The sequence below is a fragment of the Photobacterium makurazakiensis genome (assembly GCF_050336715.1).
Lineage (GTDB): Bacteria > Pseudomonadota > Gammaproteobacteria > Enterobacterales > Vibrionaceae > Photobacterium > Photobacterium makurazakiensis.
In genome coordinates this window covers 22,539-43,703 of record NZ_JAKJSJ010000032.1, presented here as the reverse complement: position 1 = coordinate 43,703, position 21,165 = coordinate 22,539, and the positions used below count along the sequence as shown (strand labels likewise).

The following is a 21,165-nucleotide window of genomic DNA, read 5'->3' as shown; positions in this document are numbered from 1 at the left end:
AATATTACAAATAACCGCTTTTATTGTTAGTATCGCGCTACTGTTTAAGGATAAACAACTAAAAATGGCTGCAAATACAACGAATAAGACAATGACACAACATCAAATGAGGCTAATGGTTGTTTTAACCATCGTTGTCTCATTGATCATGTCTAATGTGCTCTCATCTCTCGTTGTATTAAACCCAGACCAAAACAGCATTGCGCGTAACTGGTTAACCGGAGACAAAGTTTTAATCTGCACAAGTGAAGGCTTACAATGGATTAGCATCAATACTCTTAAAGAAAAAAACAGCCATCCCGACTCAGAGAAACATTCAACCGAACACCAGCCACTCGTTAAATTTCACTGCCCAATATTCAAGCTTCAACAAGTGGCACTCAACGACTTTTCTGGGCCTTTTTTAGCGTTTGTTACACTGTCGACGCAATTGCCAGCTGAAGTAAAACTCAACTATATGCCGATTCTCACTCGGCTTTATTACGACTATGCGCCAAAGCACTCTCCGCCTTTTCTAGCGAAATACTCACCCAAATAAAAATTTAAAAATATAGTCATAACTCGCTAGAAAAAGCGTGTGCTCATGGAGAAAGTAATGAAAAAAATTCAATCACTTATAATGACCTCAGTATTTGCATTTAGTAGCTTAGCTTTTGCTCACGAATACAAGACTGACACACTGCATATTGATCACCCATGGTCTAAGCAAGTACCGCCTACCTCTTCCGTTGTCGCTGGTTTTTTCAATGTGATGAACCATGGTGACCAAAATGATATTTTACTCGGCGCCTCTTCACCTATTGCTGAAAAGACCGAGCTTCATGCTCACATACATGAAGATGGTATGATGAAAATGCGTGAGGTTGAGCAAATTGAAATTCCTGCCAATGACACACAGTCACTTAAACCTGGTGGCTACCACATTATGTTCTTCAACATAAATGAAGTACCAAAGCTTGGTGATCAATTTCCAGTCACTCTTAATTTTAAAAATGCTGGCAACGTAAATATAGATGTGAAAGTTGAGAAGGCAACATACATGCCTGAGAATGACAAAACTGAGCAAGCGATGGATCATTCGAACCACTAATAACGAAAAGTAATCTCAGCGCTAAAGCGTAATTAAGGCCAGCAGGTGAAAACTGCTGGCTTTTTATTTGCTCGATGCTAATCCAAATCAATATTGCTGAGTATTAAGGTTGTTTATTCTCATTTTTTCACGCAACCTTATGTGTAACACATATATAAGCACATCAACATTATGCGTCTTGACGATCTCAAACTCTTTACCACCGTCGTTCAACTTGGTAGCTTTACAGCAGCAGCAAACGCGTTAGATCTTCCCCGCGCCAACGTCAGCCGACGTATTGGGGATCTCGAAAAACACCTTAATGCTCAGTTGTTCTTTCGTACGACTCGAAAATTACGCCTGACTCAACATGGTGAAATCTACTATCAAGAGCTTCTAAAAGTCATAGTGGGTATAGATAAGGCACAAGATGCAATTCACCAACTCGATGACAGTCCCGTGGGTAAAGTTAAGATTGGTGTACTGCCTGATAGCGATGAAGTCGTACAGCCTATTTTGACCGAGTTCCAGCACAAGTACCCTGAGATTGAGCTAGATGTTCGATTCAGTAGTAATGGCTTCCAAGATTTATATGAAAAAGGGTTAGACATTGCATTCCACGCTGGTACTTTACAAGACTCAAGCCTTGTAGCCCGCCATATTGCGAGTATTAATCGCTTTTTGTTAGCGAGTCCAAGCTATATTAAGCAACATGGTGAGCCGCGTAGTATTGAGGAACTGGCCCGTCACCGCTGTATTTGTTACCGCTGGCCTGATGGACGAGTTGAAGATACATGGCGATTTACTGACTCCCAAGTATCTGTCTCGCCGAAGCTCAGCAGTAACAGTACTAACTTTATACGCCGCTCTATGATTGCAGGCCAAGGCATTAGTTTTTTACCTTTGCTGCTCGCAATTAATGCAATGGAATCAGGCGAGTTAATACGCGTATTACCAGAGTATCAATCAAAAAGTGATGATCTTTGGCTTATCTACCCCGATAGACTAGGCATAAGCAAAGCAACTCGCACACTGATCAACCACATACTAGACAAGTTACCTGCAGTATTCTAATTGTTACAGTTTTCATACCAATTCATCTGACCATATCGACCATTATCTATATACAAGCGATAGTACAAAATTTATTGTCATGATTTTCATGACAGTATTTCCTGCTAGAGTCAGATTATCACTTCCATCAACCATCATAAAATGACGCCTACAGAAACAGTGGGAATCTATTATGAAATCAACAACTTTTTTGCTTGCGCCACTTTCACTACTGCTTTTAACAGCATGTAGTGATGTGACAACAGAATTAGCTGAAAAAACACCGAGACCAGTACAAGCAATAAAGCTGGGTGACATGAGTCAGCTCAGTGTTAAGCAGTTTGCTGGCGTTTTAGAGGCAAAATATAGCGCCAACCTCGCCTTTAAAGTACCTGGGACCATTGAAGAGATTCTGGTTAAGACTGGCGACTCGGTTGTTAAAGGGCAAGTTATTGCACGCCTTGATCCCCATGATTATCAAGTTACTGTACTCGAATTAGAGGCACGCCTCGATGAGGCTCAAGCAGCGCATGCACTTGCGGCCATTGAATTAAAGCGAGTAAAACAAGCCTCCGACGACAATGCGATTGCAAGCGTCAACCTTGACCGAGCTCAAGCTGGTTATAAACGCAGTGCCGCCATGGTCGAAGTCGTTACGCAAAACTTGCAAAAAGCACAAGATGCGCTGAAATACACATCATTAACAGCCCCATTTAATGGCGTTATTGGCAAGCGATTTAGCGACGAATTCGAACAAGCAGTACCCGGTATACCAGTTTTTATCGTACACCAACCGAACCAACTGCAAGCTAGGCTAGATATGCCAGAAAGCATAATGTCTAATTTTAACCGTGGCGCACCAGCGTCGGTCAGTTGGTATGGCTTTGAGCACAATATTCCGGCAACGATAAAAGAAATCAGCACCCTACCGGACATTATTAAACAAACCTACACTCTTGTTTATGCACTTGATACAGAAGCACTGCTCGCCAACAACGCGCGAGTATTGCCAGGTAAAGCCGTAAAAGTAGCAATCAAGTTCAAACAAGAAACGGGGCAATATTGTATCCCCTATTCGGCAATTTTTGTCGATCCTACTGCTGGAACTGCGATATTTACGATCGATAATGGTATAGCACAACCTAAACCAGTTACCGTTAATACGATACAAGGTCAAGATGTGTGCGTATCAGGTAATATCGCATCAGGCGACGTTGTTATTATCGCAGGCACACATTACATCAAACCCGACACCGTATTGGGTAACATCAATATTATCGCTTCAATTTATCCCTCACCAACCAACGTTAGTCAAAGTGAGCAAATTGCTCTTCAGTCACCTTCTCAATCACACACACAATAGGCAACATTCATGAATCTTGCAGAATTTGCCATCCGACAACGTACCTTTGTCATTTTCTTTTGTGCATTGTGCGTTGTTGCTGGCCTAACGTCCTATTTCAAACTGGGTAAATTAGAAGACCCAACATTTACCGTTAAAAGTGCCGTTGTAGTTACGCTTTACCCCGGGGCATCAGCTCTAGAAGTAGAAGAACAAGTAACCGATAAAATCGAAACAAAGCTCCAAGAAATGGAGTCCTTATGGAAACTCCGCTCTTTGTCTCGGCCTGGTAGTTCCATGATCTTTATTGATCTTAAAGAATCAACCCGCTCGCAAGATCTCCCTCAAGAATGGGATTTACTGCGTAGAAAGGTTAATGACATTAAGCTCAATCTACCAGCAACAGCTCAGATCAGTATTGTTCAAGATGAGTTTTCTGAAGTCTATGGCATGCTTTTCGCGGTTACTGGTGACGGTATTGAACCTAACGAGCTAAGACTGTATGCAAAAGAGCTACAACGCCGTTTGAAAGCCGTTGATGGTATCAAAAAAATCGAACTTCACGGTGTTCGCAACCAAGTCGTAAATGTCGATATACCTGATGAACGCCTTGCTGAATATGGCTTGTCATCCGCTCAAGTGATAAATCAATTAGCCAGTCATAACATGACCTATGATGCTGGGCAGTTTAAAGCGGGCATAGAACGTATTCGTGTAGATCAAGGCAGTGAATTCAAAAGCTTAGATGACATACGTGATTTAACTATTAAGAGTGGTATCGCTGACTTTAGCTCAGGGCTTATTCGCCTTGGTGATATCGCGACGGTTTCAATGGGCTATCAAACACCCGCATTAACAGAAAGCCGATTTAATGGCACAGATGCGATTACCCTTGCGGTTAGTCCTAACAACGGTATTAATGTTGTCTCTTTAGGCGAAACCCTCAACCAAGTCATTGCTGAGTACCAACAAATACTTCCTCTGGGTGTTGAAGTAAACACAGTTGCTTTCCAACCCGAAGAAGTTCAAAAATCAATTAATAACTTCGTTACTAATTTAATTGAGAGTGTGGCCATTGTTGTTGCCATTCTATGGCTGTTTATGGGCTTTAAGAGTGCAATGATTGTTGGCAGCAGCTTGATGTTTACCATCTTATTGACTTTGGTATACATGAAATTTCAAGCAATTGACTTACAGCGTGTTTCTCTAGGTACGTTTATTCTTGCTTTGGGAATGCTCGTTGATAATGCCATTGTTGTGACCGACATGATTATTAATAAGTTCAACAAAGGGGTTAATAAACTTAAAGCAACTAAAGAAACCATTGATGAAACGGCAAAGCCGCTTTTAGCTGCAACGATTATTGCCATCATGGGTGCAAGCCCGGTTTTATTCTCGCAAACAGACTCTGCTGAATTTGCTATCTCAGTGTTTTGGGTTATGTGTTCATCCCTATTGCTATCATGGCTTGTTGCTATGACGGTCACGCCGCTCATGTGCTGGCTGTTTATAAACCCTAAAATAGCTCAAGAGGGACAACAAAATTCCAAACCATCCATTTATCAAAAAGCGATCTCATATACGGTTGCTCACCCATTAAAAGCGATTAGTCTTTTAGGGCCGTTGTTGGCGATTACCGCATTCGTCATTCCAAATATTGCGATCAACTTTATGCCAAGCTCGGATAGACCAATGGTATTTTTGGATTATTGGTTACCTAATGGTGCCCAGATAGAGCGTACATCTCAAGATATGACCCATGTTGAAAAGTGGTTATTAGAGCAACCCGAAGTCAAAAATATTACAACGTTTGTTGGCGCAAGCGCCCCTCGTTTCTCTGTAACAGTAGAACCTGAACCATTTGACCCAAGTTACGGGCAAATATTAATTAATACACACGACTTTGACTCGATAGACGCTTTAGTTCAGCGAGGAGATGCATGGCTTAGAACAAATTTCCCTCATGCAGAACCGCGTTTTCGAGCGCTAAAACTGGCAACAAAAGATAAGTTCAGTATTGAAGCGCGTTTTATCGGACCAGATCCAAAAGTGCTTCATGCGCTTTCGGCACAAGCTCAAGATATTTTGGCTGCCAACCCTTACACCAAATATGTGCGTGATGATTGGCGTCAACCAAGTAAAGTCATTGTCCCGCTGCTGAACCAAGAACAAGCACGCCGCGCAGGGGTTAATCGCACAGATATCGCACTAGCGATTAAACGAGCTACCGAAGGGGTTACATTAAGCCAGCTGCATCAAGGTGACGAGCTAATACCAATTAAAATCCGTAGTTCGAATGCCGACATCAGTTCATTAGACACCCTACCCGTTCGCTCTCTATTGGGAGTACATACTGTTCCTCTTGGACAAGTCATGGATGGCTTTGAGTTGAAAACCGAAGAAAGCATGATTTGGCGACGTAATCGCCTTCCAGCAATCACTGTTCAGGCTGGCGTTGATGGCATGACGGCATCCGACGTTCGCAAGCAAATTGCGGCTCAAATCGAAGCGATTGAACTGCCTTATGGCTACCAGTTTGAATGGGGAGGTGAATATTACGATGAACATAGATCAATCGTTGATACGCTAAAACAAATGCCTAAAGCATTACTCGTTATGGTGGTTATTCTTGTCGCTTTATTCAATGGCTTCAAACAACCCATTATTATTCTCACAACAGTTCCGCTCGCAGCAACAGGTGCTAGCTGGTTCTTATTGATAATGGATAAGCCCTTTGGTTTTATGGCGCTCATCGGTGCAATTGCACTTTCAGGTATGATCATTAAAAACGGTATCGTACTAATGGATCAAATTGAGTTAGAACGTGCAAACGGTCGAACATTAGAAGATGCCATTAAAGAGGCAACACTGAACCGCACAATGGCAATTTCAATGGGGGCATTAACGACAGCAATGGGGATGATACCATTACTTTCTGATGTGCTATTTGATCAGATGGCTGCAACTATTATTGGTGGTTTAGCTGCTGCAACCGTCTTATCACTGTTTATTATGCCAGCTTTATATAGGCTCTTTTATCGTGCTGATTTACATAAGACGCCTGAAACGAACACGATGAAAAATGAGGAGCTAACCAATGAACTTAGCTAAACTCTGCCCTATCGCTTTAGCATTAATCATGACTGGCTGTGCAACAGCACCTGATTATGCAGCACCTAACGATGTACTTATAAGCAATTACCTCAACCAAGGCGCTGACGGTACATCAAACGTACTTCAGCAAAATGAAGCCGTTCACTCAACGTGGTGGTATCAATTTAACGACAGTACTCTCAATCAACTGGTTGCCGATGCACAACAGCAAAATATTCCGTTAAAAATAGCGGCAGAACGTATTAAGACAGCACAAGCATACCAAAATATTGTTGAGTCATTTAAGGTGCCTACAGTCAGCTTAGGTGCTGGATATTCATCTTTAGGACTCAGTGATAATGACCCATTAATGGGGCCGCTAGTGTCAGCAAATAATCCATTGGGTACATCACTCGTTGATAGTAATCAGCAAGCTTTCACGATGGGAGCAACCATTGCATGGGAGCTGGATTTATTTGGCCGCATTGACAAACAAGCTCAAGCTGCTGAGATCCGAAAAGAACAAGTCGAGATATATCGTCAAGGGCTGACAACTATGATCACCTCTGATGTTATTCATAATTACCTCCAGCTTCGCGGTGCACAAGCGCGTAAAGTGATTGCGAAAGACATGGTTGATGACCAAGAGGAAACGCTTGAATTAGTAAAGAAAGTAGCCAAAAGTGGCTACGGTTCAGATCTTGATGTAGCGAGAGCAAAAGCAATGCTCGCTGCGACAAAATCCATAATTCCACAATTAGATACGGCTGAAAACGCACACCGCCAGAGGCTGGCGATATTACTAAGCGAAACACCGTCACAAATGCAGGTGCGTCTTTCATTGCCAAAAACAATTCCAACATTCAAAGGGTTGATCCCAACAGGTCTTCCATCTGATTTATTAAAACGTCGGCCAGATCTGCAAATTGCCGAACGCGAAATGGCGGCCATTAATGCCGAGTTGGGGGCTGCTGTCGCTAACCAATACCCTAAGTTCTACCTTACTGGTGCACCAGGGTTTCTGGCGAAAGACTTTGATGACTTGTTCAGCAATAACTCAACAGCCTGGATAGCCAATATTGGCGTCAGCTGGAATATTTTTGATGGTGGGCGGACTGAAGCCATGATCGATCTGCAAGAAACGCGCTTTAGAAGCAGTGCTCTTGCATATCAGCATGCTGTAAACGGTGCTATCGGTGAAGTGGAAACCTTACTTAATGGCTACGGTAATAGTCAGCAATACCAAATGCTGATAACGGAATCTCAAACTGAAACGGATATCGCCGTTAGAAAGGCCAAGTCTCTCTATCGTGCTGGATTAATTGATTACCTCTCGGTTCTTGATGCACAGCGCCAGCAACATGTATTACAAGACCGTGTCATTGCTGCTCGTTTACAAACAGCCAATATGGCCGTTGGGTTAAATAAAGCGCTTGGTGGAAACTGGGCGATTTAATCATTGAATAACGAATGTGCTACTTCATTTATGTTCTTCAACATAAATGAAGTAGCAAAAATATCTCAGCTTAATTACCGGCACTAAAACGTAATGAAGGCCAGCAGGTAAGACTGCTGGCTTTTTATTTACTCGATATTAATTCAGCGGTATTACGAATTCAGCCCGATATTTATATGAGTTATATCACATATATGAAGCCATATTTTTCTTAACCGTAACAGCTAATAATGATATCAATTAATAACTTTTACTTTTTTCTCATCCTCCCACACAGACCAACCCTTTGTTTATTAAAATATTTATCGCCATTATTACACACCAGTAAAAGTCATTTATAAAAAACCTAGATTATCACTTTTCACGGAATGGAGCATACTGCCTCCAACAAACGAAGAGCCTAAATCATGGCTCTGATGTTAACTTAATTCTATGTTATATAATCGTTACACCTGTTGGTTTAATATTGAATTATTTCAATCTATCTACAGGTATGGTTATTTAGCTAAATATGATTAGTGATGCATTTAGTACTAGATGCCATAATAAATGAAGGTAAGAAGTGAAAAAATTAAACGTTTCTATTACTGCGTTGTTGGTTTTATTTTCAGCCGCAACATTAGCTGATATTGATATTGCAGATACAAAAAATGGTTCATGGATAACGGTATCTAATAACGGTGCTGTAGAAGAAAATGCATCAGTTACGGTTTCAAATATTCCACAAGTAACTCAATCATTTAAAACTAATTCGAATGGACGTGTATTCATTCCACTATCATTAAATAGTTCACGTTCTGTTCAATATAAAGCCATAACATCTGATGGTGTAGAATTATCACGCAGTGGTTTCCACAGCGTAAGTAAGCGCTAACCGCCTGAATAAAACATCAACCACATAATCTTATAGTTTATCTCCATGTTTTTATAGACTATAAACCAAGGAAAATAAAATGACGACTCTATCTGATAAGCCAGGTATCACTCTATTAAAATCTGGCTCATTTAAGTTAAATAATTTAAGTCAACTTCTTGAAGTCGAAGGTTTAAAAAGCCATATGGCTGAAGTTGCGGTGACAAATAATTCAAATGCATTAACTATTGGTCACTTCACCATGGAACCAGGCGTTGAATTTGAATACCTTTATGATTCTGTAGAATATAAAGTGATCACCAAAGGTAAAATTGTAATGCGTGACAAGCAAGGTAATAAATACATTGCTGAAGTTGGTGATGTTATTTTATTTTCACCTAATGTCACTGTAATTTTTGATGCTGAAAGTGATGGTGAGGCTATTTATACCGCTCACCGAAAAGCAGCGCCTGAATTTGCACCTCAAGCATAATTCTCAAGGTATTATTATGATAAGTAAAGTGGTTAACAAATATAGAGCGATAAATACGTAAGCAACTAAAGTCACTAGGTTTAGAACCTTATGACTGCCTTTCTCCTGTATTGATGGATGCAATCGCGACACATATTGCAAATAACAAATAACAGATAAAAAGGCTCTTCGGAGCCTTTTTTCAAATGGTCATTAACCTACCCTAAGAAAGTGCTATTTATGGCCGCTATTCCAACATTGACACAGCATCATATTGCGACAAAATCGGAATGACGCCACATTGACACGACAAAGAGACCCTCGGGCTCACTAGCCATCTTCTCTTTTTCTGCTCATTATTCCCTCTTGATTGTGTCTAACATTTAATCAATAATGATTTTCAAACACGCGTTTAATTATTAACGTAAAAATCAAAATACTAAGAGCAACTATGTCTTCAATGTTAAAGCTGCACAAACTTGACGGCTACATACAGTCAATTTATCTTGCTGAATACCCTCACGGCCTGCTACTTCTCGACGGCTGTAGCCGTGCCGATATCCCCTATATCAAGGCATTCATCACAGATACACTCCACCGTCCATTGACGGATCTTTCGCTAGTTGTCGTCACCCACATGCACCCCGACCATGCAGGTGCTGCTCATCTACTTAGAAAAATCTCAGGGTGTAAAATTGCAGCGGCCAATGTCGGCGGCGATTGGTATAGTGGCGTAGATGGTAAGCTCATGCATTTGGCTGATATCTATTTAGCTAAATGGGTCGCTAAACGTATGAAAAAGCCAACACAAAAAGTTTGGTACTCCAGCATTTTAAAGCCCGATTATCGTCTTGATGATAATGAACCCTTACCAGGCTTCCCTGAATGGGTCGCCATAGAAACACAAGGTCATACCGACCGAGATATTTCGTTACACCACCAGCCTAGCAACCGTATTTATGTGGCTGATTTAATGGTAAAAGTAAAAGGTCGGTATATTCCCCCTTTCCCTGTATTTTACCCCAACCGCTATCGTCGTTCTTTACATAAAATTATCGATTTGAAAGCAAGCTCCCTCATTCTTGCTCACGGTGGTGAAATTCAACCTTCCGAAGAAGAACTTCAATACTTGCTTGACCGCACACCAACGAAGCCCATGACGCATTGGCGTTCAGTTAAAGCAAAAGTAAAGAAAGCACTTATCAAACAACATTAATATGTTGGATCGACCACACCTCGATGTACCGTTAGACGCTACACCAAAGGTATTCAAATAAAAGAAAGTTCCACGATTTGAAAAACCTGCAATACGGCTTTGGTTTACGCCAAAGCCTGAACTTAAAGCTATAGATATGTCGATATAACTGACATACAGCGATTAACCGTTTCTTCTTTTTCACCTACTGGAGCTACATAATGAATCGCTGATTCAGCTGAGGCTTTATTTGCAAGTTTACTAATAAACCACGCAGCTAAGTACTGAGACGACATGCAACCGCCTGCTGTCGCAATATTACCCTTTGCAAAAAACGGCTGATTCAAAACAGCGACACCAGATTCAAGCACCCAAGGCGTTGTTGTTAAGTCAGTACATGCTGGTATACCTTTAAGCAAGCCTAGAACGGACAACAAAAGCGTTCCAGAGCACTGCCCTCCGATTAACTGCCGATCAGGATTCAATGTTAGTCGAGACAGAATGGTTTCATCTTTTGCTATAGCGCGTGTTAATGCACCACTACCGAATAACACTGCATCTGCGCTATTTGCAAACTCAAGTGGTTGCTGAGCTTTAACAACAACGCCATTCATTGATGTTACAAATTCAGAGGGGCATGTAATTTGTACATTCCAGCCAAACTCTTTCATTCTATTTATAATGCTTGAAGCTATGAATGAGTCCAACTCATTAAAGCCTTCAAAGGTAAGTACTGCAATATTCATATCCAATTCCTTTTGCTTAATGCCAGCCATATAGCAGGCCCCACTAAATATCAAATCAAAACGGCTAACTCTAAAAGCGCTGCCTTGAGGCATTTATGACGCAACTTATACCCACAGAACCCCACTAATAACCGTCCTAGCCGAACCAATGAGTTTAATACGTTTGTTTGGTAGAAGTTCTGTACATATATACCCTCCTCTCGAAGAGGCTTGATACGCATTGAATCTGTATTTCTTCAGCTTCTGCCCCCAGTATTGAGTTAGAGCACAGTGAGCAGAGCCCGTAACTGGATCTTCATCTACACCAACCCATGGTGCAAAATATCGAGACACAAAATCCAAGTTTTGATCAGTTGACTGTGCTGTTACAACAACACCACGCCCTTCTATTTTCTTCAATGCATCAAAGTTGGGTGACAAATTAAACACTATATCGTCGCTAACTACTTCGATAATGTTTTTTGAGTCGAAGCCACCAAACGAAACGACCTGTTCATCACTAAGACCAAGCGACTGAATCAATATATTATTTATTGGTAAATCCAATAAGAGTTCCGTGCTTGGAAAGTCCAGTTCAATTGTCGATTCGCAAATTCTAGCGGACAAAGAACCAGATAATGTGTTGAAAGTTAATATATCCCCAACTTGCGCTAAGCCCTTACCTTTTAATACGTGTGCTACCGCTAGTGTTCCATGACCACATAACTTCACCTCTACTTTCGGTGTAAACCAACGCAAATTCATATCGTTTAATGTTAAGAAGGCTGTCTCTGACACAGCCATTTCCTCCGCAATCGAGAACATTAGCTCTTCAGTCAGAGGATTTTCTGAGATACAAACACCCGCAGGATTTCCCTTAAATGGTTCCGATGTAAAAGAGTCAACTTGGTAGATTTCTAAATCCATAACCACCCTCATATGTAAATTTTACGGTTGCATAACGCTAAGATAAACAACACACCCACTTATCTTTCAATACCCACAACCTTCATACCAAAACTGCCCAGTATAAAAACGAACCAACGTTAAAATATAGAACCCGATCCCATCTTAATCGGTAATACCTTTAATACGCCTATAACCAAGTAAAAATGTGCTAAAGCTTACTAGAAGCTTTAGCACATTTACATTTTATAGGTACGTAACCGTCAATAACTCAATTAAATATCACTGCATAATAAGTATAAAAGGAATGGGAATATATATGACTAAGTGGGTATGGGCTTTACTGGCATTTTTTATGGTATGCCTTCAGGCGAATGCAGCGACATCGCGCGATTTAGCCAAAACGACAACATCTTGGGACGGGCAACCTCTTCCCAGTTACAATCTAAAGCAACCTGAAATAACCATCAAAGAAATCATCATTGCACCCGGCGAGAAACTCCCTTTACATCAACATCCTGTGATAAATACCGGCATATTATTAGCGGGTGAATTAACTGTTCACACAAAAGATAAGAGCATCACGATTAAAACTGGGGATACACTGGTCGAGGTCATGAACACCTCTCATTACGGTGAAAATAATGGCAGTGAACCAGCAAAAATTATTGTCTTCTACTTTGCAGAAAAAGGGACAAAAGTGACAGTGTTAGATCACTAGGGCTTCAACATTTTAATGTACCAAAAGTGATTATAAAACAACCATAGTTTCTACCACGTTTTATGGTTGTTTTATGGTTGTTTTATGGTTGTTTTATATTAAAAGTCCTACCGACTCGCTACATTACTCTTGATGCAGCTCTAAATATCGTTGAGTCACTAATCTTAGCTGCTGTTTCTCTTTTTCAGAGATAAAGCTAGCTTCAATTGCATTAAAAGTGAATTGTGCAATTTCATTTTCATTCATCGTGTGCGCCCTATAAACTGCCAAAAAGTTATCCGTCATATAACCGTCAAAATAGGCAGGATCATCAGAGTTTATCGTTACACATACCCCCTTGCGAAGAAGCTCAACAATATTGTGTTGCTCCATATGGTCAAATACTTTTAGTTTAATGTTAGATAACGGGCAAACAGTAAGGGGAATACGTTCAGTAATTAACTGCTTTACTAGAGCACTATCTTCTGAGCAACGAACACCGTGATCAATTCGAGTAATTTTCAGTAGGTTTAATGCATCTCGTATATTACTTGCAGGCCCTTCTTCTCCAGCATGGGCAACAGCAATGAAGCCTTGGTTAATGGCTTGCTCAAATACTCGTTTAAATTTACTCACTGGATGACCAATTTCAGTTGAATCTAATCCTACACCTACAATTTTATCTTTATGTACTAGTGCTTGCTTCAATGTACTAAGTGCTGACTCTTCATCTAAATGACGTAAAAAACACATGATCAACTTACTGCTTATACCTAGTTCTGTTGCTCCTCTTACAAGCGCTCGATGGATGCCGTTAACCACTGTATCAAAATGAATACCACGTTCAGTATGCGTTTGCGGGTCAAAAAAAACTTCAGTATGCAAAACATTATCATTTTGACAACGCAGTAAATACGCCCAAGTTAGATCAAAAAAATCTTGTTCATGGATAAGTACATTCGCCCCTTGAAAGTAAATATCTAAAAATGACTGAAGATTGTTAAAATCATATGCATCCCTAACCTCAGAAAACGAATTAAACGGTATAGCAATATTGTTACGCTTTGCTAGGTCAAACATAAGTTCAGGTTCTAGTGTTCCTTCAATATGAAGGTGGAGTTCGACTTTTGGCAGGGATTGAATAAACTTTTTCATTATGAAACTCTTAATAAATAAACTGTTTATTAAGCACTTTTCTTTTGAAGATAAAACAAATACAAAGAGAAAAGTGCTAAAGCACTAAACTCTTCGTAATTAGGAATTAATGGTTCCTAGTAGAGACCCCCAATCCATATCATTGGGGTTATACGAAGTGAAGTATGTTGTCGCCTTCTAGACCACAACTTACTACTTGCCAGATGGTACAACATGTATTTCTGCAAATCTATATAATCAGTGTTGTACTTACTATTGCATCAGTATATCGCTACTATGCACTGGAAAATGCCCCCCATGCGACTACAGTAATGTCTAGCATCATTACATTATGGCAAAGCCATATAGGCTGACATTATGAACACCTTTTCTAAGCTTAGAAACCAAATACAGGGGCGAGTGATCGTACCTAATGATCCAGATTACGACGAAAAAAGACAGATCTGGAATGCCATGATTGATAAGCGCCCAGCGGTTATTATTCAATGCAGCAATGCTTCTGATGTACTCCACGCGCTAAATTATGCCAAGGATAATCAAGCTGAAGTGACTATTCGTGGAGCAGGACACAATATAGCCGGCAATGCGATTTGCGACGATGGGGTCATGATTGACCTTTCGGAAATGAAAGGTGTTCGTATAGATGCCAATAGCCAACGTGCTTATGTTCAACCCGGTGCCACCTTAGCGGATTTCGACGCCGCAGCACAACAACATGGGCTCGCCACCCCTGTCGGTATTAATTCAACAACGGGCATAGCTGGGTTAACACTCGGAGGCGGTTTTGGCTGGTTAACCCGTAAATACGGTATGACCATTGACAATTTACTCTCTGCGCAAGTTATTACTGCTGATGGCCGTCAATTAACTGCATCTGAAAACGAAAATAACGATCTATTCTGGGCTATCCGTGGTGGTGGTGGCAACTTTGGTATTGTAACCGAGTTTGAGTTTAAACTTCACCATGTGGGGCCAGAAATTGTTGCGGGTTTGATTGTTTATCCTTTCGATCAGGCTAAGCAAGTGCTTACCTCTTATCGTGAATTCACCCAAACCGCCCCTGAAGATCTTAATGTTTGGGTTGTCATGCGCCAAGCGCCTCCTCTACCTTTCTTACCTGAAGAGGTGCATGGAAAAGAAGTGATTGTATTAGCCATTTTTTATGCTGGTGAAACTGAAGCAGCTGACAGGCTAATTGAACCTCTTCGCCAGTTCGGCACACCTTATGGCGAACATATAGGTGCGCAACCTTATACCGCTTGGCAGCAAGCATTTGACCCATTACTCACCGCAGGTCAACGTAATTACTGGAAATCACATAATTTCACAGACCTTAGCGATGAAGTGTTTGCTCACCTACTACACTACGTCGGTGATCTTCCATCTCCACAATGTGAAATCTTCATTGGCCAACTTACAGGTGTCGCAAACAATGTTGATTCTACTGCCATGGCCTACAGTAGTCGTGATGCTAAGTTTGTCATCAATGTGCATGCTCGCTGGGAAACACCCGATGAGGATGAAAAAACCATTGATTGGGCCAGAGACTTTTTTTATGCAACCAAACCTTATGCATCTGCCGGTGTATACGTCAACTTCATGACCGATGATGAATCAAGTAGAGTCTCTGCAGCTTACGACTGTAATTACCAACAGTTGGTCGATATAAAACGGAAATACGACCCAGACAATTTCTTCCATCATAATCAGAATATCAAGCCATAAATACGATTTAGGCCGCTTTATAGCGGCCTAATGTTTACCTTATCGACACTAAATTAATCGCTTGGTTATTAATATTAAAGGTTCACATGGTCTTCAATAACTTCTTTACTTAGTGTCAAAACTGCATAGTCTTTACGCCAACCATTAATTGTCTCATCCCGACGTAATCGTAACTGCAAACCTTGATCATATTCAGAGTTAGAAAGAATATTTAAAACACTTTTAGATACTTTAATTTCAAACTGTTGATCTTCGATATCACCTTCAATATTCTCGGTTTGCCAAATACTCTTACGAGCACCTGTACGATCTCCCATAATAGCGAAGATATAACCCCAATCATCATGCATTAGATCTAAATTCGTCAGTTGAAAGTTAATAACTAAGTCTTCACCATCACCACTTAATACTACGTTATCAAATTGTGGTTCCCACATTACAGGCTCTGTTTGTGGTTCGTCATAGGGTGTTTCAATCACATAGCTTGTTGAATACCAAAGGTGATCAGAAACGAACCCACGCTCTCCGTACTGAGGTTCACCTTCCGCATCCACTTTTGCACCGCTATGAGGATCTGACCAAGTATATGTCTCATCGTCACCGTGTGGACCAGGGAAATACGTTTGGATACGAGGACCAATGAGTGAAGCTTCCACTAATTCAACACCAGAAGCTTCTGCATTATAATAAATTAAATCAATACGATCTCGGTCATCCAAGGTACGACCACATTCAGTGACATAAGTACCACCACTTGTCCAACTATCACCCTGGTGAAACGGCCAAGACAAACCGGGATGTGTAACAGGGTTCGGATAAAGCTCTCGATATGTATCGGTATAACCCGCATCTCTAATTAAACGATGGGTCAAAAAATCGTGCTCTGTCCCGCTATGGTCGAACATATAAGCCGTTTCTGCAGTCCAATCTAAGCCGGAAGCTTCATTAAAATCTCCACCAAGTATGATGAGCTCATTGTTATCTCTGTAGCCCGTAAGCTTATTCAACATATATCGCACTTGATCTGGTCGCCTAGAGCGCTCATTCAATTCATCTAGTTCATCTGAATCAGAAATGGCAACACATCCCTCACGTGCAGCCCAACTTGACCCATTGCCTCCGCGCGCATCGTAAACCACATAATTCGTATAGTCTAAATGCGCACTCCAAACAGGTACATCTCGGCCATTTATATCAAGAATCGCACCGATAATATTCCCATTATCAGAGTGTATATCTTGATTATCAAAAACCTGTTTAATAGGGTATTTTGACAATAGCCCAACACTAGAGGCATCTTGCTTACCTTGCCATACATACATCTCAAGAGCTTCACCAAGACGAGTCGTAATACCCGACGCCTCAGAAAGTAAAATAATATCAGGAGAAGCAAACTCAAATTCCTCTACTGCTATATCAAAAGATGAACGCCCATTTTCTGCAAAATCTCTATTTAAACTGTGCCACATGTTGGCAGAAATAACTTTCACTTCAGTTTGGTAAAAATCTGGTTTTTCTGGTAAATCCTTACCATCATCAGAAGAGCTATTGCAGCCAGCCAATGCACTAGCAATCAAGAAAGGAAGCAATTTAGATATATTCATTATTCTATTCACCAAGGATATTAAATTGGATTGTAATATAAAATCAGCAAGTAATAGTTACCTGGGATTTAATAATCAAATTAAATTTGAACTTGTAAAGCATTATATTGAAATTGATATAAAAACAGTCATATAATCATATGAATACATTCATTTAATTCCCCAATGAAGCTGCTGCCATCCATATTTATTAGCTTCGAGCCTTAATCGCTCACAGCCGTTAACGACCACAGGGTAATCTACCTCTAATAACAGGGGCAAATCATTGATTGAGTCTGAATAAAAATGAATTGGTGCATACTGCTCTCCACGCCTTTCAACCCACTGTTCAAGGCGTATTACTTTACCGTCTTGATAGCTCGGTGTTCCTTGTATTTTGCCAGTATAGCAGCCGTCTTTAATCACTAGATCTACACCTTCGGCATGGGATAACCTCAAGTATCGAGCCATAGCTTTAACCAGAAAAGTAACGCTGGCAGATATGATCATGCAAGTGATCCCTTTCTGCTTTAGCTCTTCTAATAATACTTTTGCCTGCGGATATATATACTTTGATGCTGACGATTGAACATAATTGTCAGCCATCGCATCGATTTCTAAAGCTGAATAACCATCTAATGGCGAAAGACTAAATGCGATATAAGCATCTAAGTCCATTTTTCCTTCATAATAAAGCGCCATCATGCGCTTGTCTTCTTCCAGAAATTCTTTATCAACAAGACCAAGCTCTTCAACCAAAAATTGATGCCATAACATTGATAAGTCATTGGCAATTAATGTTTCATCCATATCAAAAATAGCCAACTCACAAGGTTGATTTATTTCTTTTACTAACATTGAGGTATACCTGTACACAGGCTGTATTTATTACAGCCTGTATTATTTAATGAATAGAGTTATTTAATGAATATAATTGTTGTGCGGTTTGGGTGACCTATGGCGTTAGCGTGTACGCCAGCTTTGTGTTCTTTTTAGTAGTAAATAACTAATCGCACCATGCAAAAGCCGCGCGACAGCGGATGTCAGCATAATCATAACCGCCATTGCCGCGGCAGCAGCAGTATACCCCATTTCATCAAGGTGCATGACCGCAATTGAGGCTAAGGCATTTTCTGTTGTATATAAGAATATGACACCCGACGTCGTTGTCATTGCATTCACAAACAAATAGCTACCAATATCTAACACAGCAGGTAACGCAACAGGTACAGATATTCTTAAAAATGCTTTGTACTGCGGGATTTTCAACGATGCAGCCACCGCTTCAATTTCTGCTGGGATCTGCCGTAATGCTGTTAACGCAGTCATATGTCCGACGGTATATAAATGAACAACCGTACAAACCACCAGTATTGTCATCGTGCCATAGATACTGTTCAATGGATTAGACGGCGCATTAAAGAAAAATATATACCCCAAGCCTAAGACCATTCCAGGTACAGCCATTGGCATCATCGCGGCTAGGTGAAGCGTATTACGCAACGGCCCCATAGTACGGCCTTTACCAACACAATAAGCAACGATAAATGTAATCGCCGTACCGATAACGGCAACCAACAATGACATCACGACTGAGTTATAAAACGGTGCCCACCCGTAACTGATGAAACGGCTAAAGTCGTAGTTATTCAGTGTTAATGCTGTATTGTAAGGCCAAAAGCTGACAACCGAACCATAAACAGCCATCCCAATCACCACCATAATTGAGATAGCAATCATGCTGCAAAATACAAACGAGATGCTATCACGTATTTTATGCGGTTTAGGCTGATAAATAACAGAGCTCGCGCTCATCATGTTTTGCTGTTTTTTACGAATACGCGTTTCAATTGCAAAAGAAAGTAAAGCCGGTAGTAGTAGTACAACGGATGTAACCGCACCCATTGCAAAGTTATGCTGACCAATCACTTGCTTGTAGATATCAGTCGCCAGTACGTTATATTGTCCACCAATAACCTTTGCTACTCCGAAATCGCAAACAACAAGGGTAAAAATAACCACCATGGCGCTCATTAGGCCATACTTTGCACCGGGTAATGTCACCGTGAAAAAAGTTCGAATAGGCGATGTTCGCATCGCTCTAGCAGCTTCATATAGCCTTGCATCAGCCGTAGAGAGCCCCGTACTCATAATTAACAGCGCATGTGGAAAACACCAAAACACCAGCCCTAGTACAATACCTATTGGGCCATAAATGCTATTTCCCATTAACCACTCTTTCCATATTCCCTGATTACCAAATAAATAAACCAAAGAAATCGCAGGTAAAAGTGAGGGAGCAAGAATCGGTAAACTGCCAATAATTTTAAATAACCGCTTCCCTGGCATACAGGTTCGAGTTAAAGCATAGGAGTAAAAAAAAGCCAGCAAACCAACAATCGTAGAGACCGTCACTCCAATAAATAAGGTGTTATAAATAGAATGTGTTAATGCGGGGTTGGTTAAGTAATTCGCATAGTTCACAAACCCAACATATTCACCCGCACTATTTTGAACGCTCTTTGCGAACATTGCACCAAGTGGAGCAAATAACCCAAATAACATAAGTAGTGCCGCTAATATTAGTACCGCAGCCATTACTAGTTTATCTGTACTCACTCGCGTCATAAGCTTTCCAGCATTAAAACGCCCTGACCACTGACGTTTAAGAGGAAGCGCTGCTTCTAAGCTCATGCTGGCACTCCTTCAAACACATGCGTGTGTTTTGCATCCCACATTAGACGGCATCGTTCTCCTTTCGCCGGCAGTCCTTTTTTTGCCCGCTCTGAAGAGATATCAACTTGAACGACAGGTAACATCGAATCTGGCTGGCACTCTAATCGTACATAGGCACCCATGAATTCCAACGCATTTACCGTAGCATTCAAGCCTGATTGACCATCTTCTGCTAAACGAATTTCTTCAGGGCGTAATGCTAGATTTACTGATTCTGAATCAACCATTCTTGGTGATTTAAATGTAAAGTCGTCAATTTTTAATGTGTCTTTTTCCATCACGCGTGCAGGTAAAAAGTTCATGGTACCAACAAACTTCGCGACAAATTCTGATGCTGGGTGGTTATATATTTCTTCTGGTGTACCCACCTGTTCAACGACACCATGATTCATCACTACAATGCGATCTGCCATCGTCAGTGCTTCTTCTTGATCATGAGTAACCATGATCGTGGTAATACCAAGTTGGCGTTGAAGTTGGCAAATTTCATGGCGTAAATGAGTACGCACCTTCGCATCCAGCGCTGACAGAGGCTCATCCAAAAGAAGTAAACCGGGAGATAGTGCTAAAGCACGACACAAAGCGACACGTTGTTGTTGCCCACCCGATAATTGAGCTGGAAATTTATCGTCATAGCCATCAAGATCGACCAGTGACAACCACTCACTGACTTTCTCTAAAGCAGCCGCTTTTTTAAGGCCTCGGTTTATTAATCCAAAAGCGATATTGTCTGCAACCGTTAGGTTTGGAAACAAGGCATAAGATTGGAACACAATACCGAAATCACGCTGCTCTGGCGGCAATAAAGTGATATCACGATTATTTTGGCTTATTTGACCAGATGTCGGTAATTCAAGCCCTGCAATTGCACGCAGTAAGGTGGTTTTACCGCACCCTGAAGGCCCAAGGAAACAGACAAACTCTCCTTCATTGATATCTAGCGATATCCCTTTCAGGGCAGAAAACTCACCAAAATTCTTTATCAAATTATCAATATGAAGATATTTTTTGTTCAACATTACGTATTACTCTGTATGGCACCAAAACGAAAATAATGAGCGATATGACCGCTTTTATTCAGCGGCCATATCGGCATCACTTA

Annotated in this window: 18 protein-coding genes, 1 pseudogene and 1 riboswitch; of the genes and pseudogenes, 12 read left to right on the top strand and 7 right to left on the bottom strand. The window is 40.9% G+C overall.

Annotation, left to right across the window (positions count from 1 at the left end; genetic code table 11):
* The first annotated feature begins 64 nt into the window (after positions 1-64).
* From L4D09_RS15320 to L4D09_RS15275, 10 genes and pseudogenes are all read left to right on the top strand, one after another.
* Positions 65-538, top strand: a complete 474-nt coding sequence (locus L4D09_RS15320) for a hypothetical protein (protein WP_428458385.1) — start codon at positions 65-67, stop codon at positions 536-538.
* 57 nt (positions 539-595) lie between these two features.
* Positions 596-1,090 carry a copper chaperone PCu(A)C gene (locus L4D09_RS15315; protein WP_428458384.1) on the top strand — a complete coding sequence of 165 codons (495 nt, stop codon included), beginning with the start codon at positions 596-598 and terminating at the stop codon, positions 1,088-1,090.
* Positions 1,091-1,261: 171 nt separating this feature from the next.
* Complete coding sequence (locus L4D09_RS15310; protein ID WP_428458383.1) at positions 1,262-2,143, top strand: LysR family transcriptional regulator; 882 nt, start codon at positions 1,262-1,264, stop codon at positions 2,141-2,143.
* 172 nt (positions 2,144-2,315) lie between these two features.
* Positions 2,316-3,485 carry an efflux RND transporter periplasmic adaptor subunit gene (locus L4D09_RS15305; RefSeq protein WP_428458382.1) on the top strand — a complete coding sequence of 390 codons (1,170 nt, stop codon included), beginning with the start codon at positions 2,316-2,318 and terminating at the stop codon, positions 3,483-3,485.
* Between the two features lie 9 nt (positions 3,486-3,494).
* Positions 3,495-6,575: an efflux RND transporter permease subunit gene (locus tag L4D09_RS15300; RefSeq protein ID WP_428458381.1), complete on the top strand. Its 3,081-nt coding sequence runs from the start codon at positions 3,495-3,497 to the stop codon at positions 6,573-6,575.
* A complete protein-coding gene (locus tag L4D09_RS15295; RefSeq protein WP_428458380.1) occupies positions 6,562-8,013 on the top strand; it encodes an efflux transporter outer membrane subunit in 1,452 nt (483 codons plus the stop codon). Before L4D09_RS15300 ends, L4D09_RS15295 begins: the two co-directional genes overlap by 14 nt.
* Before the next feature lie 562 nt (positions 8,014-8,575).
* Positions 8,576-8,887: a hypothetical protein gene (locus L4D09_RS15290; RefSeq protein WP_428458379.1), complete on the top strand. Its 312-nt coding sequence runs from the start codon at positions 8,576-8,578 to the stop codon at positions 8,885-8,887.
* 79 nt (positions 8,888-8,966) lie between these two features.
* The gene (locus tag L4D09_RS15285) at positions 8,967-9,359 is read left to right on the top strand and encodes a hypothetical protein (RefSeq protein ID WP_428458378.1); all 393 of its coding nucleotides are present in this window, start codon (positions 8,967-8,969) and stop codon (positions 9,357-9,359) included.
* A 53-nt stretch (positions 9,360-9,412) separates the two neighbouring features.
* Positions 9,413-9,511 (top strand): annotated as a pseudogene (locus L4D09_RS15280) (S-(hydroxymethyl)glutathione synthase); the annotation flags it as partial.
* 278 nt (positions 9,512-9,789) lie between these two features.
* A complete protein-coding gene (locus L4D09_RS15275) occupies positions 9,790-10,554 on the top strand; it encodes an MBL fold metallo-hydrolase (RefSeq protein WP_428458377.1) in 765 nt (254 codons plus the stop codon).
* A 128-nt stretch (positions 10,555-10,682) separates the two neighbouring features.
* On the opposite strand, the gene L4D09_RS15270 is transcribed toward L4D09_RS15275, so the two are convergent.
* Both L4D09_RS15270 and L4D09_RS15265 read right to left on the bottom strand, forming a co-directional pair.
* Complete coding sequence (locus L4D09_RS15270; RefSeq protein WP_428458376.1) at positions 10,683-11,279, bottom strand: type 1 glutamine amidotransferase family protein; 597 nt, start codon at positions 11,277-11,279, stop codon at positions 10,683-10,685.
* Positions 11,280-11,384: 105 nt separating this feature from the next.
* Entirely contained in the window at positions 11,385-12,185 is an 801-nt protein-coding gene (locus tag L4D09_RS15265) for a PhzF family phenazine biosynthesis protein (RefSeq protein ID WP_428458375.1), read from the bottom strand.
* A 298-nt stretch (positions 12,186-12,483) separates the two neighbouring features.
* Between L4D09_RS15265 and L4D09_RS15260 the strand changes: the two genes are divergently transcribed.
* Positions 12,484-12,885, top strand: a complete 402-nt coding sequence (locus tag L4D09_RS15260) for a cupin domain-containing protein (RefSeq protein ID WP_428458374.1) — start codon at positions 12,484-12,486, stop codon at positions 12,883-12,885.
* Between the two features lie 123 nt (positions 12,886-13,008).
* On the opposite strand, the gene L4D09_RS15255 is transcribed toward L4D09_RS15260, so the two are convergent.
* Positions 13,009-14,019 (bottom strand): adenosine deaminase, encoded by a 1,011-nt coding sequence (locus L4D09_RS15255; protein WP_428458373.1) that lies wholly within the window; start codon positions 14,017-14,019, stop codon positions 13,009-13,011.
* 76 nt (positions 14,020-14,095) lie between these two features.
* Positions 14,096-14,195, bottom strand: a riboswitch (purine riboswitch).
* A 181-nt stretch (positions 14,196-14,376) separates the two neighbouring features.
* Between L4D09_RS15255 and L4D09_RS15250 the strand changes: the two genes are divergently transcribed.
* Positions 14,377-15,744 carry an FAD-binding oxidoreductase gene (locus L4D09_RS15250; protein ID WP_428458372.1) on the top strand — a complete coding sequence of 456 codons (1,368 nt, stop codon included), beginning with the start codon at positions 14,377-14,379 and terminating at the stop codon, positions 15,742-15,744.
* A 74-nt stretch (positions 15,745-15,818) separates the two neighbouring features.
* Here L4D09_RS15250 and L4D09_RS15245 read toward each other — a convergent pair whose 3' ends face one another.
* The 4 genes from L4D09_RS15245 to L4D09_RS15230 all read right to left on the bottom strand — a co-directional run bounded on the left by L4D09_RS15245 (position 15,819) and on the right by L4D09_RS15230 (position 21,082).
* Positions 15,819-17,348, bottom strand: coding sequence for an endonuclease/exonuclease/phosphatase family protein (locus L4D09_RS15245; RefSeq protein WP_428458371.1), 1,530 nt, complete (start codon positions 17,346-17,348; stop codon positions 15,819-15,821).
* A gap of 150 nt (positions 17,349-17,498) precedes the next feature.
* Positions 17,499-18,185, bottom strand: coding sequence for an HAD family hydrolase (locus tag L4D09_RS15240; protein ID WP_428458370.1), 687 nt, complete (start codon positions 18,183-18,185; stop codon positions 17,499-17,501).
* Positions 18,186-18,290: 105 nt separating this feature from the next.
* Positions 18,291-20,021 (bottom strand): putative 2-aminoethylphosphonate ABC transporter permease subunit, encoded by a 1,731-nt coding sequence (locus tag L4D09_RS15235; RefSeq protein WP_428458369.1) that lies wholly within the window; start codon positions 20,019-20,021, stop codon positions 18,291-18,293.
* Positions 20,018-21,082, bottom strand: a complete 1,065-nt coding sequence (locus L4D09_RS15230) for a putative 2-aminoethylphosphonate ABC transporter ATP-binding protein (RefSeq protein ID WP_428458368.1) — start codon at positions 21,080-21,082, stop codon at positions 20,018-20,020. Before L4D09_RS15230 ends, L4D09_RS15235 begins: the two co-directional genes overlap by 4 nt.
* Positions 21,083-21,165: the final 83 nt, after the last annotated feature.